12 protein-coding genes are annotated in these 12987 nt (G+C 66.4%); 2 read left to right on the top strand and 10 right to left on the bottom strand.

Features of this window, described 5'->3' with window-relative positions; genetic code table 11:
• Positions 1–6: 6 nt before the first annotated feature.
• The 7 genes from ccmB to ACM1PE_RS24460 all read right to left on the bottom strand — a co-directional run bounded on the left by ccmB (position 7) and on the right by ACM1PE_RS24460 (position 6964).
• Positions 7–675 carry a heme exporter protein CcmB gene (ccmB, locus tag ACM1PE_RS24490; protein WP_251879029.1) on the bottom strand — a complete coding sequence of 223 codons (669 nt, stop codon included), beginning with the start codon at positions 673–675 and terminating at the stop codon, positions 7–9.
• Positions 676–687: 12 nt separating this feature from the next.
• The gene (gene ccmA / locus ACM1PE_RS24485; protein WP_419341228.1) at positions 688–1302 is read right to left on the bottom strand and encodes a cytochrome c biogenesis heme-transporting ATPase CcmA; all 615 of its coding nucleotides are present in this window, start codon (positions 1300–1302) and stop codon (positions 688–690) included.
• A gap of 189 nt (positions 1303–1491) precedes the next feature.
• Positions 1492–2487: a copper resistance protein B gene (locus ACM1PE_RS24480; protein WP_165867767.1), complete on the bottom strand. Its 996-nt coding sequence runs from the start codon at positions 2485–2487 to the stop codon at positions 1492–1494.
• Between the two features lie 8 nt (positions 2488–2495).
• A complete protein-coding gene (locus ACM1PE_RS24475; protein WP_419341226.1) occupies positions 2496–4298 on the bottom strand; it encodes a copper resistance system multicopper oxidase in 1803 nt (600 codons plus the stop codon).
• A gap of 42 nt (positions 4299–4340) precedes the next feature.
• Positions 4341–4832, bottom strand: a complete 492-nt coding sequence (locus ACM1PE_RS24470) for a cupredoxin domain-containing protein (RefSeq protein WP_419341225.1) — start codon at positions 4830–4832, stop codon at positions 4341–4343.
• A gap of 78 nt (positions 4833–4910) precedes the next feature.
• Complete coding sequence (locus tag ACM1PE_RS24465; protein ID WP_419341223.1) at positions 4911–6293, bottom strand: heavy metal sensor histidine kinase; 1383 nt, start codon at positions 6291–6293, stop codon at positions 4911–4913.
• Complete coding sequence (locus ACM1PE_RS24460) at positions 6290–6964, bottom strand: heavy metal response regulator transcription factor (RefSeq protein ID WP_118931568.1); 675 nt, start codon at positions 6962–6964, stop codon at positions 6290–6292. The genes ACM1PE_RS24465 and ACM1PE_RS24460 overlap by 4 nt, the downstream gene beginning before the upstream one ends.
• A 286-nt stretch (positions 6965–7250) precedes the next feature.
• On the opposite strand from ACM1PE_RS24460, the gene ACM1PE_RS24455 reads away from it, so the two are divergent.
• The gene (locus tag ACM1PE_RS24455; protein WP_419341221.1) at positions 7251–8393 is read left to right on the top strand and encodes a glycosyltransferase; all 1143 of its coding nucleotides are present in this window, start codon (positions 7251–7253) and stop codon (positions 8391–8393) included.
• Between the two features lie 26 nt (positions 8394–8419).
• Here the strand turns inward: ACM1PE_RS24455 and ACM1PE_RS24450 are convergent, their stop codons facing one another.
• Both ACM1PE_RS24450 and ACM1PE_RS24445 read right to left on the bottom strand, forming a co-directional pair.
• Complete coding sequence (locus ACM1PE_RS24450; protein ID WP_217278763.1) at positions 8420–8542, bottom strand: putative transporter small subunit; 123 nt, start codon at positions 8540–8542, stop codon at positions 8420–8422.
• A 28-nt stretch (positions 8543–8570) separates the two neighbouring features.
• Entirely contained in the window at positions 8571–10262 is a 1692-nt protein-coding gene (locus tag ACM1PE_RS24445) for a sodium:solute symporter family protein (RefSeq protein ID WP_306635366.1), read from the bottom strand.
• Positions 10263–10874: 612 nt separating this feature from the next.
• Between ACM1PE_RS24445 and ACM1PE_RS24440 the strand changes: the two genes are divergently transcribed.
• On the top strand, positions 10875–12077 hold the full coding sequence (locus ACM1PE_RS24440; protein WP_419341219.1) for an amidohydrolase family protein: 1203 nt from the start codon (positions 10875–10877) through the stop codon (positions 12075–12077).
• Here ACM1PE_RS24440 and ACM1PE_RS24435 read toward each other — a convergent pair.
• Entirely contained in the window at positions 12061–12933 is an 873-nt protein-coding gene (locus ACM1PE_RS24435) for a LysR family transcriptional regulator (protein WP_059371229.1), read from the bottom strand. The two genes, ACM1PE_RS24440 and ACM1PE_RS24435, sit on opposite strands and share 17 nt — an antisense overlap.
• Between the last annotated feature and the right edge of the window lie 54 nt (positions 12934–12987).

Raw genomic sequence — 12987 nt, 5'->3', positions numbered from 1 at the left:
GGCTCCTCATTCAAGCGAGATGCGTATGGCGGCCGCCGCGCCCAGCGGCGCGAGGAACAGGGACAAGGCCAGCACGGCGCCCAGCAGCGACAGGTGCGCATTCGCGCCCAGGCCGCTTTGGGCCGCCTGTACCGCGCCCGCGCCGAATACCAGAATGGGAATGAAGAGGGGCAGCACCAGCAGGGCCAGCAGCGCGCCGCCGCCGCGCGCGGTCAGGGTGAGCGCCGCGCCTATGGCGCCGATCAGGCCAAGCGCGGGCGTGCCGATGGCCAGGCCCAGCGTCAGGATCAGAAGGGCGGCGGCATCCAGGCCGAATTGCAGGCCCAGCACAGGCGCAAGCAGGGTCAGCGGCAAACCGGACAGCAGCCAGTGGGCCGCGACCTTGCCCAGCACGATCACCGGCAAGGGCGCGGCGGACAGGATCAACTGCTCCAGCGAACCGTCGCGATGGTCTGCCTCGAACAGGCGGCCCAGCGACATCAGGCAGGACAGCAAGGCCATCACCCAGAGCACGCCTGGCGCAATGGCGCGCAGCATTTCCCGTTCGGGGCCGACAGCCAGGGGGAACAGGCTGGCGGCCACCAGGAAGAAGGCCAGCGGTGTCAGCGTGTCGCTGGCGCGCCGTTGGGCGATGCGCAGGTCGCGCAGCGCAATGGCTGCGAACGATTTCGTCATGGAACTCATGCGCTAGGGGCCAAGCCGGATCTGCTGGTGCGCATGGTCCAGCGCGATCTCCTGATGACTCGTCGCCACGATCGCGCCGCCATCGCGCAGATGGCGATCCATGGCGCGTGCCAGCCATGAGTGGGCGGCGGCGTCCAGGGCGGTCACGGGTTCGTCGAGAATCCAGAGGGGGCGGAAATCGGCAAGCAAGCGAGCGAGGGCTGCCCGCCGCCTCTGGCCAGCCGACAGGGCACGGATCGGAAGATGCTGCCTGCTTTCGAGGCCTGCCTCGCGCAGCGCAGACGCAATCGCCGCGGGACGGTCCGCGTCTCCGCTTGTGGCCTGCAGCGCCCGCAGATTCTGGATGGCGCTGAGTTCGCCACTGAGGCCGTCGGCATGGCCCAGATAGAAGAACTGGCTGCGATACCTGCTGCCGGATTGCGAGATGCCGAGCCCCTGCCACAGCACCTTGCCGCGGGCGGGCCGCGCCAAACCCGCCAGAATGCGCAGCAGGCTGGTCTTGCCGCTGCCGTTGCGTCCGTGGACGAACAGGCATTCGCCGGGCGCCACGCGCAGGGTCAGCTGCTTGAACAGCGGGCGCTCAGCGCGCATGCAACCCAGATCCATCGCTTCAAGCATTGCCGCCCCGCCGCTGTGTGGACAAAGGGGAAACTATAGGGAGGCGCGTCTGACCGCCAGATTGCTGGCGGTTTACATTCCTGTAATGTTCGAGCGGAAATGGCCGTGTTTCAGCACAGCTTGCGCGGATGCGGGCGTAGCAGTTGAAAAAGTTCTGACCGGCGCCGCGAATCGCGGCGCCGGCGATGCTTAGAACCAGATGCGCACGCCGGCCAGGATCGCGCGTTCGGAACGGCTTTCTCCGGCTTCGCTGGCGTAGCTTGCGGTCTTGCCGAACTTGCGTCCGAACGACACGCCGACATAGGGCGCGAACTCACGCGTGACTTCGTAGCGCAGCCGCAAGGAGAACGAGGCGTCGGACAGTCCGGAACCCACGCCGCGCGCTTCGTCATTCTTGCCGTACAAGCTGGCTTCGATCTCGGGCGTGAGGATCAGGCGCTGGGTAAGCAGCAGATCGTATTCCGCCTTCAGCGCCAACGCGGTCCTGCCGGATCCGCCGACATAACCGGTGATCTCGGTTTCGATGCCATAGGGCGCCACGCCCTGCACGCCGAACGCGGCCCAGTTGCGTTTCGGACCCGTGCCGAAATCGCGCCGCGCACCCAGCTGCAGATCCCAGAACGGAGAGATCGTGTGGCTCCAGAAGGCCTCGATCTTGGCGTCCGTGCTGCCGTTCAGCCGATCGCCTTCGCTCTTGATCCAGAGCTTGTTCAGGTCGCGGCCGATCCAGAACTGGCCGTCCCATTGCAGGCTGGTTTGTTCGTTGCGGTCGTAGGCGACGCCGAGCTTGTCGAACAGCAGGTGGCTGGTGACGACGTTGTCCATCATGTGCGGATGGATGCGATAGGCGGCGTAGCGCTGCTCCGTGCTGCCGTCGCTGGAGGGCAGCGAACCCACCGGCGGGCCTTTGGGCGGGGCTTCGTCCATGCCGGGCATGGCGCTGTGATCCATGCCGGGCATCGAGCTGTGGTCCATACCCGGCATCGTGCTGTGATCCATGCTCTGCTTCGCGGCTGGCGCCTGGCTTTGCATCGATCCATGATCCATGCCTTGCATCGAACCATGGTCCATGCCGCTCATGGTTCCCGCCGGCGTCTGCGCCACGGCCAGTCCGGATGCGGCGGAAAGAAGGGCGGCGCCCGCGACGAGCCCGGGCCAGTGCTTTCTGGAAGTCGTTGTTCTCATTATTCCTCCTATTCCACGACGACCGCGCGGAACATGCCGGCCTCCATGTGGAACAGCAAGTGGCAGTGATAGGCCCAGTTGCCGCGCGCGTCCGCGCTGACGCGGTAACTGAGGCGCTGCGCCGGGTTCAGGCTGATCGTGTGCTTGCGCACCTGGAAATTGCCATCGGCGGATTCGAGGTCGCTCCACAAGCCATGCAGGTGGATGGGGTGCGTCATCATGGTGTCGTTGACCAGCACGAAGCGCACGCGCTCGCCGTACTTGAGCACGATGGGCTTGGCTTCGGTGAACTTCAGTCCGTTGAACGACCACATGTAGCGGTCCATGTTGCCAGTCAGGTGCAGCTCGATCTCGCGGGTCGGCGGGCGGTTGTCGGCGGGTTCGACCATGGAATGCAGGTCCGCATAGGTCAGCACGCGGCGGCCGTTGTTGCGCAGGCCCACGCCGGGATCGTCCAGCCGGGTCGAAACGATGTCGGGCACCATGGAGTTGGCGGGACTGTATTCGGCGGGGTAGGGGTGCTTGACCTCGACCATGCCGCCTTCGTTGCCGCCCGCGCCATGGTCCATGCCTGCCATGGAGCCATGATTCATGCCGCCCTGGGCGCCATGGTTCATCGCGACCTGTGCGCCGTGGTCCATGCCGCCGGCCTGCGAGCCGCCCATGTCCATGCCGGGCATGTCGTGCGCCATGCCCATGTCCATCATGGTCAGCACCTGCACCGGATCCAGCGCCGGGATCTCGGCCTGCATGCCTTCGCGCGGCGCCAGCGTGCCGCGGGCATAGCCGGAGCGGTCCATGGCCTGCGAGAAGATCGTGTAGGCGCGCTCGTCTTGAGGTTCGACGATGACGTCATAGGTCTCGGCCACCGCGATGCGGAATTCTTCCACTTCCACCGGGCGCACGGCCAGGCCGTCGGCGGCCACCACCGTCATCTTCAGGCCGGGGATGCGCACGTCGAAGTAGGTCATGGCAGACCCGTTGATGAAGCGCAGGCGGATCCGTTCGCCCGGACGGAACAGACCGGTCCAGTTGCCGGCTGGCGACTTGCCGTTGGTGAGGAAGGTGTAGGTCGCACCCGAGACGTCGGCCAGGTCGGTCTGGTTCATGCGCATCTTCTGCCACATGAGCCGTTCGTTCAGCGCGTTCTTCCAGCCGGATTTCTCGGCGTCGTCCATCAGGCTGCCGACCGTGGGCTGGATGTAGTTGTAGTAGTCGGGCATCACCTTGAGCTTGCGGAACACGCTCATGGGGTCCTCGTCGGTCCAGTCGGACAGCAGGACGACGTAATCGCGGTCCGCGCGTACCGGGTCCGGGCGCTTGGGATCGATGACGATGGCGCCGTACAGTCCCGTCTGCTCCTGGAAGCCGGAATGGCTGTGATACCAGTACGTGCCGCTCTGGCCCACGTCGAACTGGTAGGTGAAGGTTTCGCCTGGCGCGATGCCGGGAAAGCTCAGGCCGGGCACGCCGTCCATGCCGGTGGGCAGGATGATGCCGTGCCAGTGGATCGAGGTATCTTCGCGCAGGCGGTTGGTGACGCGCAGCGTGACGCGGTCGCCTTCGCGCCAGCGCAGCGTGGGCGCGGGCAGCATGCCGTTGACCGTGGTTGCGATGCGGGGAGCGCCAGTGAAATTGGCGGGGCTCTCGCCGATCTCCAGGTTGAACTCGGTGCCCGACAGCACGCTCTGCCGGGCGGCGCCGGACTGCGCCCATGAGGACGGACTCCACAGACCCATGCCGGCCAGCGCGCCGCCCGTGGCCAGGCCCTGCACAAACCGGCGGCGCGGATTCGAAACTGCTCTACTCATGCTCTATCTCCCCGGTAGCCGGACCGGCATCCCGGCTGTGGATTACTTGACGGAAACCGCGCCCTTCATGCCGGCGGGATAGTGTCCGGGTTCGAGGCAGGCGAAGGCGACGGTGCCCGCCTTGTCAAAGGTCCAGACGATGTCGCCGGCCTTGCCCGCTTCCAGCGACACGGAGTTCGGCTCCTCGTGGCGCATGCCCGGATCCTTGAGCATCATCTGGTAGTGGCTGTTCAGGTCCGCCGTGGTGCCCAGCACCATTTCGTGGCGGATCTTGCCGGAATTGCTGACCTTGAAACGGATGGTCTCGCCTGCCTTGACGTCGATCTTGTCCGGCGTGAAGCGCATCGCATCCGTCATGTCGACCACGATCGTGCGCGAGACCTTGGCGAGGTTGCCGGGCTTGCCGATGGGGGCTGCGGCTTCATGGCCGCCGCCGTGGCCCGCGCCGTGGCCGGGGGCAGCCATGGCGCCGAAGGAAAGCAAAAGGGCGCCCGCGGCGACGGCGCCCTGCGCGAGTTTCACCAGTTTCTTCATGCGTATCCTCTAGACTCGAATTGGGGGTAGGAGGCGCCACTTTAGTGACGCGCTCCACACCGCAACCTGTCGGGAGGATTACTTTCCTGTAATGTTCGGCGTCCGGGACAGCGTGAAGCCGACCTCGGTGCCCTGGCCGCCGCAACGGGCGAACGCGTTGCCGCCGTGCATGCGGGCAATGGCGCGGACGATGGCCAGGCCCAGGCCGTGCCCGTCGGCGCGCCGGCTGCGGGCGTCGTCGCCCCGGTAGAAACGGTCGAAGATGCGCGGCAGCGCCTCCGCTGCGATCGGCGCGCCGGGGTTCCTGACCCTGATTTCGATCTCGTCCTGCCGGGTGATGCAATAGAGGTCGATGCCGCGTCCGTGGGGCGTGGCGCGGATGGCGTTGCTGAGCAGGTTGGCGATGGCGCGCCGCAACAACCGCGGGTTGGCCATCAGGGTGGCGGCGCCGTGCGCGGTCAGGGAAACGCCGGCTTCGTCCAGCGCGGCCTCGTAGTATTCGGCCACGCGGGCGACCTCCCGGCGCACGTCCACTTCCTGCAGGTCCCCCGCCGGTTCGCCGCCGTCGGCGCGGGCCAGGAACAGCATGTCGTTGACCAGCGCCTTCAGCCCTTCCAGTTCCTCCAGGTTGGATTCCAGCACCTCGCGCAGCTCCTGCTCGGAACGCGGGGACGACAGGATGACCTCGGCGCCGCTGATCAGCGTGGCCAGGGGCGTGCGCAGTTCGTGCGCCACGTCGGCGTTGAAGCCTTCCATCTGCTGGTAGGCCGTTTGCACCCGGCCCAGCATGCCGTTGAAGGTATGGGTAAATTCGCGCAGCTCGCGGTCTATGCCCTGTTCCGGCAGGCGCACGGCAAGATTGTCCGGCTGGATCCGGGCGGCCTGCTGCGACAGGCGGCGGATGGGCGACAGCGAGCGCCGCACGGCCCACGCCGACAGCACCAGCGTGGCGCCGACCCAGATGGCGCAGATCAGGACCAGCGCGGTGGCGAAGGCATACAGGAACTGCGTGCCGGGACGCAGGTTCACGGCCACGGTGAGCTCGGCGCCAGGCAGCAGCGTGCCTTCCAGCGGCACGCGCAGTCCGCGCATGTTCCAGCCGTCCTGGGAGTGCAGCCTGATCTCGCGGCCGGATAGGGGCCGTACGTCCACGGGCGGCGCGTCGCCGTAGAACACGCTGCCGTCGGCGAGCGTGATCCAGGTCTTGAGGTTGCCGTGACCGACCATGATGTTGTCCAGGGCGCCGCGCAGATCCTGCATCTGCGCCAGCGTGGTCTGCATGCCGATGAGGTGGTTGATGAGCTCCAGCTTGCCCGCCACCTCGGTGATCTCCTGGCGCTGCACCTCGCGCTTCAAGGCCCAGAACAAGGTGTAGCCGGCGACGCTGGACACCACCAGCGCAATGACGCCGAGCAGCAGCGTGAGCCGGATTTCCATGGACGCGATGCGCGGCAGCTTCATTTTTCACGCAGCTCCAGCACGTAGCCCATGCCGCGCACGGTATGCAGCAGCTTGGTTTCGAACGGATCGTCGATCTTTGCCCGCAGGCGCCGCACGGCGACTTCAATGACGTTGGTGTCGCTATCGAAGTTCATGTCCCATACCTGTTCGGCCAGCACGGTACGGGACAGCACCTGGCCATGGCGGCGCAGCATCAGCGTCAGCAGCGTGAATTCCTTGGCGGTCAGGTCCAGGCGCATGCCGCCTCTTTGCGCCTTGCGTCGCGCCAGGTCCATCTCCAGGTCGGCAAGCCTGAGCAGCGTCGATTCCTGCCCGCGGCCGCGGCGCAACAGGGCCTGGATCCGCGCCAGCAGCTCGGAAAAGGCGAAGGGCTTGACGAGGTAGTCGTCCGCACCGCCCTCCAGGCCGCGCACGCGGTCTTCCACCTTGTCGCGCGCGGTCAGCATCAGGACCGGCGTTTCCTTGTGCTTGCGCAGGTCCGCCAGCACGCCGAAACCGTCGACGCCCGGCAGCATCACGTCCAGCACCACCACGTCGTAGTCGCCTTCGATGGCGGCATGCCGTCCGTCGACGCCGTCGCGGGCGATGTCGACCACGTAGTTGTGCTCGGTCAATCCTTTGCGGACGTAGTCCGCCAGCTTTCTTTCATCTTCGATCAAGAGGATACGCATGGGGCGCCTCGCTTTCCTTGCATAAATGTAATGAGTCGGTCCGGCTTCTGTAATTGCCGACTGCGTAGAGTTCAGTGGGTCAGCCAAGTTCCTGCTTGGCGGCGCTGAAATGCAAGGAACGATCCGTGAGTGCTCGAAAATCTTTCTCGAAGAGCTTGGCAACGGCCAACGATGAAATTGCCGTTGCCGCGCATTATGCATCCTGCGCGCCAAAATGTGCATGGCGATATGCGCGGATGCCTGCCGGCGGGGCTGGTCCGTCCAGGATCTGAACAGGCGTTCCGCGATGAAGATCCTGTACACCAATTTCCATCGCGGCGACGGCGGCGGGCACACCACGTATGTACTGTCGCTGGCCCGCGCGCTGCGCGGCGCGCACGATATCGTCGTGGCGGCGCCGCCAGGCAGCCGGTTGTTCAACGCGGCCTTGGCCATGCCAGGCGTGCGGGCCGAAGCGTTGGATTTCCGCGGCGGCCTGCTGGCCGCCCTGCCCAATGCGCGCCGCCTGCGGCGGCTGCTGGTGCAGGAGCGTTTCGACATCGCGCACGTCAACGGCTCTGCCGACCACCGCGTGTGCATGCTGGCGGGCTTGGGTCTGGGAGCGGACAGCCCCGCGGTGGTGTACACGCAGCACAACGACCGTACCGCCAGCAGCTTGGGCACGATGCTGCGCGCCCGGCTGGCGACGGACCGCGTCATCTGCGTGTGCGAGCACACGCGCCGCAAGCTGGCGGGCAGCGCATTCGGGCGCTGCGGCCTGCGCACCGTGCGCAACGGCGTGGACGTGGAGCGGTTCAGTCCGCCCTCGCCGCAAGCGGTGGATGAAGCCCGCCGCCGTTGGCTGCCGGCCGCGCATGTTGGCCGCCTGGTGGTCGGCAGCAATGCAGGCACCGCGGACTACAAGCGTTGGCCGGACATGGTCGAGGCGGTGTCCTTGCTGCCTGCCCAGTTGCGCGCGCGCATCGTCGTCATGATCGCTGGCGAGCCGCCCGGTGAACATCAGCGCCGGCGGGTGCGCGAACTGGGCATGGAGGATCAAGTGATCTTCGCAGGCCTGCTGGATGACGTGCGGTCCTTTGTGGCCGCGCTGGACGTGGGCTTTGTGCTGTCCTCGGAGATGGAGACCATCTCGTTCGCGTGCCGGGAGATGATGGCCATGGGCGTGCCGGTCGTTGTCAGCAATGCCGGCGGGCTGGCCGAGAACGTGCATGCGGGGCTGGACGGCTGGGTGGTTCCGGCGCGCGCACCCGAGGCCGTGGCAGGCGTGCTGCGCGAGATCCTGGCGCAACCGCAGCTATTGGGACCCATGGGGCGCGCGGCGCGGGAGAAAGCCCTGCGGGACTTCGCCCTGTCGCGCTTCGTGGCGGACACGCACGCGGTCTACCTCGAGGCGCGGGCGCAGGCCCAGCGTCCGTTGCGGCTGGCGTGAATGGCAACGGACCCTGGCTCACGGCCTCAGACCATCGCTTTGCCGCTACGCCTGGCCGCGCGGATGTCCTGCCATAGCGTCACGCACAGCAGCGCCAGGATAAGGGCGGAAATGGCCGGCCACACCAGAAAATAGAACGTCAACCACATATCGGTCTCCTTGTTGCGGGATGGATGCTCAGCCTTGGGCTGGCTGGACTTCGGGGCGTTGCACGGCAGGGGCGGACAGGGCGTCCTGCGCTTCCTGGAAGGAAGTCACGCGGTCGGCCAGCAGGCTGAAATCGAAGCGTTGCTGGTTGCGCAGGCTGAGGCCGGCGCAGACCGTGGCGCTGACGCCGTAGGCGGTCAGCGAGCCCATCAGGACGATGTATTCGCGCAAAGTGCCCACGAACAGGGGCAGCATGACCAGCATGCCCAGGGCGCCCACGGCGAGCGCCGCGGAGCGGCCGAAGAACCCGAAGGTCATGAGGCCCAGCACCACGCCGCCGCCGATGGCCGAGCAGATCTCGAAGAACACGGCGACGGCGCCGGTGATGGGCAGCAATTCAAAGCGCACGACGGTGAACAGGACCACGGCGCTGAGCACGGCGCTGACGAAGGCGCGGTTGTCGACGCGGTCCCAATAGAAGCTGGCGATGACGGGGAACACGATGGCGCCCCACAGCGCGCCGACGAACACCAGCATGACCAGGATATCCAGGCGCAGGCTGGCGAAGATCACGCCCACCATCGTGGCGACGATCATGGTGATACGGCCCCACCACAGCATGCGGCGCGGATCGGGGCGGCCGCCAGCCAGGTTCTTGGCGTACACATCGGTCATGACGATGGCCGACAGCGCGGCCAGGTCGGAGTCGGCGGTCGAGGACAGCGAGCCCACCACCAGCAGGAAGAACAGCGCGATGCCGAAGGGCGGCAGATAGGTCGACGCCATCTGCGGGATGATGTTGTTCATGTCGCCGTTGGCGGGTTCCAGGCCGACGAAGAGCGCCAACAGACCCAGCATGCCCAATCCGATCACGACGGCGCCATATCCCGCCGTGGCCGTCAGGAAGGTGGGCTTGATCAAGTCTTCGCGTACCGCGAACAGGCGCTGCGCGATGGTCTGGTTGCCGATGGCGTAGGCCAGCACGGCCACGAAGTAGGGCGCGCCCTGTTCCAGGATGGCGCGGGTGGAATAGAAGTCCGCCTGGTCGGCGCTCAGCCGCCACATGTTTGCCGACAGCACGTCGGGTCCGCCCGCGTTGAAGAAGATGAGCGGGATGATGACGACCGCCGCGATGATCATGGCGGCCAGTTGCGCGAAGTCCGTCATCACCGAGGTGCGGAATCCGGACCACAGCGTGTAGGACAGCACGCCCAGGCCGGCGATGAGCACGCCCTGGATGAAGCTGAGCGGACTCAGGATCGAAACCAGCGCGCCGGCCGCAGTGAAGTTCACCATCAGGCTGATGCAGCTGCCGACGATGTTCGACACCGCCATGATCATCTGGCTGGAGGTGCCGTGGCGCGCGTGTATGACCTCGGCCAGCGTATGGGCCTTGGGCGCCAGCTTGCGGAAGCGCTTGCCGAAGGGATAGATGAAGAGAATCATCAGCGCGCCCCAGAAGCCATAATGCAGCGGGCCGGACAGGCCGTATTTGTAGCCCGAGGTGGCGCTGGCGTAGAACGACGCGGCCCAGATCCAGGTGGCGATCATACTGGCGGTGGACAGGCCGAAGCCGACCGCATTGTTCGACACCATGTAGCCGTCTACGTTCTCGTTCTTCTGGCTGATCAGCAGCGACATGAGGAACGTCGCCCCATAGAACCCCACCAGCAACAGGATGGCTGTGGTGGCGGATAGCTGAAAGAATTCTGTCTCTTGCATCGTCTTCGTCCTTTCTCCTTGACAGCGTGTTCATGACGGACAGTCATGGCTGCATGAAGGCCGTTTCCGCGGGATGCGATGGGCGGCAAACCCCTGTGACGCAGCCGAAACACCAGGCGAGCGGCCGTAGGCGCGATCGCATGCCTGCCCGGCGCGGACGTGATTGGACACGCCCTCGGACGGACAGCAATAAGGCACACCGTATAGGTGTCTTGCTGCCGCATAGCGCAGAACGCTGGTTGCTTTTTTACGTTGCCCGATGCGGCGAGCGATGGTCCTGCCTGGTAAGCAGGAGTTTTGTTCCGCAGCCTTTACGGCTGGGTATGGGTGTTTCGGCGTTACACGCCGGGCCGCTGTGCGCGGCCGTGTGATGGATGCTTCCAGCGATGTGCATCGTCTGGCTGCATGCGTAATGAACTACAACAGGCGCAAAGTATAGGGACATACCCCGCGCTAGTCCAGCATGCGTCCATCAGGTGTGCATGCGCGGGTATCGCGATTCGCATTGACGAGTATCGCAACACTTAATTGGCCGCGGCGCGAGTCCTCCGATAAGGTGTACGCAAGCCCGGGCCATGCGTACGGCATGGCCGCGCAAGACCGAGACGACACATGACTGACCGCGTATACCTCAACGCCGTGGGAGCAGACGGCAATCCCCTATTCATGCACGTGCGCGATGGCCGCATCCTGGCGCTGGGCGCCGAGCCGCCTGCCGCGGGCGCAGCGCAGGTGACCGACCTGCGCGGACACCTGGTGCTGCCGGGCTTTGTCGACGGCCATATCCACCTGGACAAGAGTTTCGTCGGCGACCGCTGGCGGCCGCACCGGCCCGCAACCAGCCTGCGCGAACGGCTGGCCATCGAGAAGCAGGAACTGGCCGCCGCACCGCCCATCGAAGGGCGCGCCGATGCCCTCATCGCGCAAGCCGCGGCATTCGGCACGATGGCGATGCGCTGCCATGTGGACGTGGACGCTACGACCGAACTGGCCAATCTGCATGCCGTCATGACGGCGCGCGAGAAATGGCGCGGCATCGTCGACATCGAACTGGTGGCCTTTCCACAGGCCGGCGTGATGTCCTGTCCAGGCACGCCGCAATGGCTGGAGGCGGCTGTGCGCGAAGGCGCCGAGGTGGTGGGCGGCATCGATCCGTCGACATTGGATGGCGATGCCGAAGGCCAGCTGGATTGCGTTTTCGGCATTGCCGAGCGGCTGGGCGCGAAGATCGATATGCACCTGCACGAGCCGGGCGTACCGGGCGTCGCGCAGATTGCCCGCATCGCCGCGCGGACGCGGGCGCTGGGCCTGGCGGGCCGGGTCGCCATCAGCCACGCCTATGCGCTGGGCGACGTCGACCAAGGGGCGCTGGATGACGTGGCGCGCAAGCTGGCCGACGCCGGCGTGGCCATCATGACGAACGCGCCGGGCGACCGGGCTTTTCCGCCGGTATTGGCGCTGCGCGCGGCGGGCGTGCAGGTATTCACGGGCAACGACAACATCCAGGATTGCTGGTGGCCTTATGGCAATGGCGACATGCTGCAGCGCGCGATGCTGATCGGCTACCGCTCGGGCTTCTACACGGACGACGACCTGTTGACGGCCTTGCACATGGCGTCGCATGCGGGTGCGGCGGTGCTGGGCCTGGACGGCTACGGCCTGCGGGCGGGCAACGAGGCGAACTTCGTGGCGATGCCCGCGCCAAACGGCGCGGCGGCGGTCGCTGCGGTGCCGGCGCAGCGCTTTCTGTTCCGCAAGGGCGAGCCCGTGGGCGAGGCGGCGCAAGCTTACGCCAGCGTCACGCCGGCGGCGTGACCTGCGCGGCGCGCTGTGTGCAAAAGTCCGTCAGCGCGCGGCGCAGCGCGTGGCCCGCGTCGCTGAGCCGTGAGCGCGCATACAGCGACAAGTGCAGGCCGCGCGGCGCCGGAAATCCTTCTTCTGGCGTGAGCAGCCGGTGTTCGGCGGTGGCACAGGCGGCAGGCAGCAGGCTGATCCCCAGTCCCGCCGCGACGGCGGCGCTCAGGCTGGGGAGGCTGGGGCTGGAGAAGCGCACGTGCCAGGGCTTGCCGCTGGTTTCCAGCATGGCGGTCATTTCCTGACGGTACAGCGCGCCGGACGGAAAGGCCACCAGCGGCACTGCGGTGTCGGGCGCGGGCGGCGGTGCGCCTCGGGCGGTGATCCAGCACAGGGGTTCGGGCCAGTGCGCATCGCAATCGGCGTCCACTTCCCATTGCTTGACCAGCAGCAGGTCCAACTCGCCATCGCGGTAGCGCCGCAGCAGCTGATGGCTGAGGCCGCCTTCTACTTCCACGCGCAGCCGCGGATAGGCCGCTTCCACGGCGGCCAGGGTAGGCATGAGCGTGGCGCCCATGAAATCCTCGGGCGCGCCCACGCGCACCACGGCGCTGGCCTGGGCAGCGGCCACGTTTTCGCGTGCTTCCTCAGCCAGCCGCAGGATGCTGCGGGCATAGCCCAGCAGTCGTTCGCCTTCCTCGGTGGGCAGGACATGGCGCTGCGTGCGGTCCAGCAGGCGGCAGCCCAGGTTCTCTTCCAGCCGGATGACATGCTGGCTGACGGTGGATTGCGTCAGGTGCAGGTGTTCGCTGGCGCGGGTGAAGTTGCCCGTGTCCACGACGGTAAGAAAGCTGCGCAGCAGAACCGGATCTAGCATTGGGATGTCCACTCGAATCTATCAAGCCAATTAATTTCATAATACTTGGGCCGG

The organism is Achromobacter sp. PD1 (genome assembly GCF_048541815.1).
In the GTDB taxonomy this organism is placed as follows: Bacteria; Pseudomonadota; Gammaproteobacteria; order Burkholderiales; family Burkholderiaceae_B; genus Achromobacter; species Achromobacter bronchisepticus_A.
The sequence above is the reverse complement of the archived record's forward strand: the minus strand, read 5'-3'. Positions and strand labels throughout refer to the sequence as shown.

What these genes read in the sequence shown, in the direction of transcription:
- ccmA (WP_419341228.1), bottom strand. Translation starts at nt 1,302, where the DNA reads ATGCTTGAAGCGATGGATCTGGGTTGCATGCGCGCTGAGCGCCCGCTG.
- ccmB (WP_251879029.1), bottom strand. Translation starts at nt 675, where the DNA reads ATGACGAAATCGTTCGCAGCCATTGCGCTGCGCGACCTGCGCATCGCC.
- ACM1PE_RS24470 (WP_419341225.1), bottom strand. Translation starts at nt 4,832, where the DNA reads ATGAAGAAACTGGTGAAACTCGCGCAGGGCGCCGTCGCCGCGGGCGCC.
- ACM1PE_RS24465 (WP_419341223.1), bottom strand. Translation starts at nt 6,293, where the DNA reads ATGAAGCTGCCGCGCATCGCGTCCATGGAAATCCGGCTCACGCTGCTG.
- ACM1PE_RS24460 (WP_118931568.1), bottom strand. Translation starts at nt 6,964, where the DNA reads ATGCGTATCCTCTTGATCGAAGATGAAAGAAAGCTGGCGGACTACGTC.
- ACM1PE_RS24445 (WP_306635366.1), bottom strand. Translation starts at nt 10,262, where the DNA reads ATGCAAGAGACAGAATTCTTTCAGCTATCCGCCACCACAGCCATCCTG.
- ACM1PE_RS24440 (WP_419341219.1), top strand. Translation starts at nt 10,875, where the DNA reads ATGACTGACCGCGTATACCTCAACGCCGTGGGAGCAGACGGCAATCCC.
- ACM1PE_RS24435 (WP_059371229.1), bottom strand. Translation starts at nt 12,933, where the DNA reads ATGCTAGATCCGGTTCTGCTGCGCAGCTTTCTTACCGTCGTGGACACG.
- ACM1PE_RS24480 (WP_165867767.1), bottom strand. Translation starts at nt 2,487, where the DNA reads ATGAGAACAACGACTTCCAGAAAGCACTGGCCCGGGCTCGTCGCGGGC.
- ACM1PE_RS24455 (WP_419341221.1), top strand. Translation starts at nt 7,251, where the DNA reads ATGAAGATCCTGTACACCAATTTCCATCGCGGCGACGGCGGCGGGCAC.
- ACM1PE_RS24475 (WP_419341226.1), bottom strand. Translation starts at nt 4,298, where the DNA reads ATGAGTAGAGCAGTTTCGAATCCGCGCCGCCGGTTTGTGCAGGGCCTG.
- ACM1PE_RS24450 (WP_217278763.1), bottom strand. Translation starts at nt 8,542, where the DNA reads ATGTGGTTGACGTTCTATTTTCTGGTGTGGCCGGCCATTTCCGCCCTT.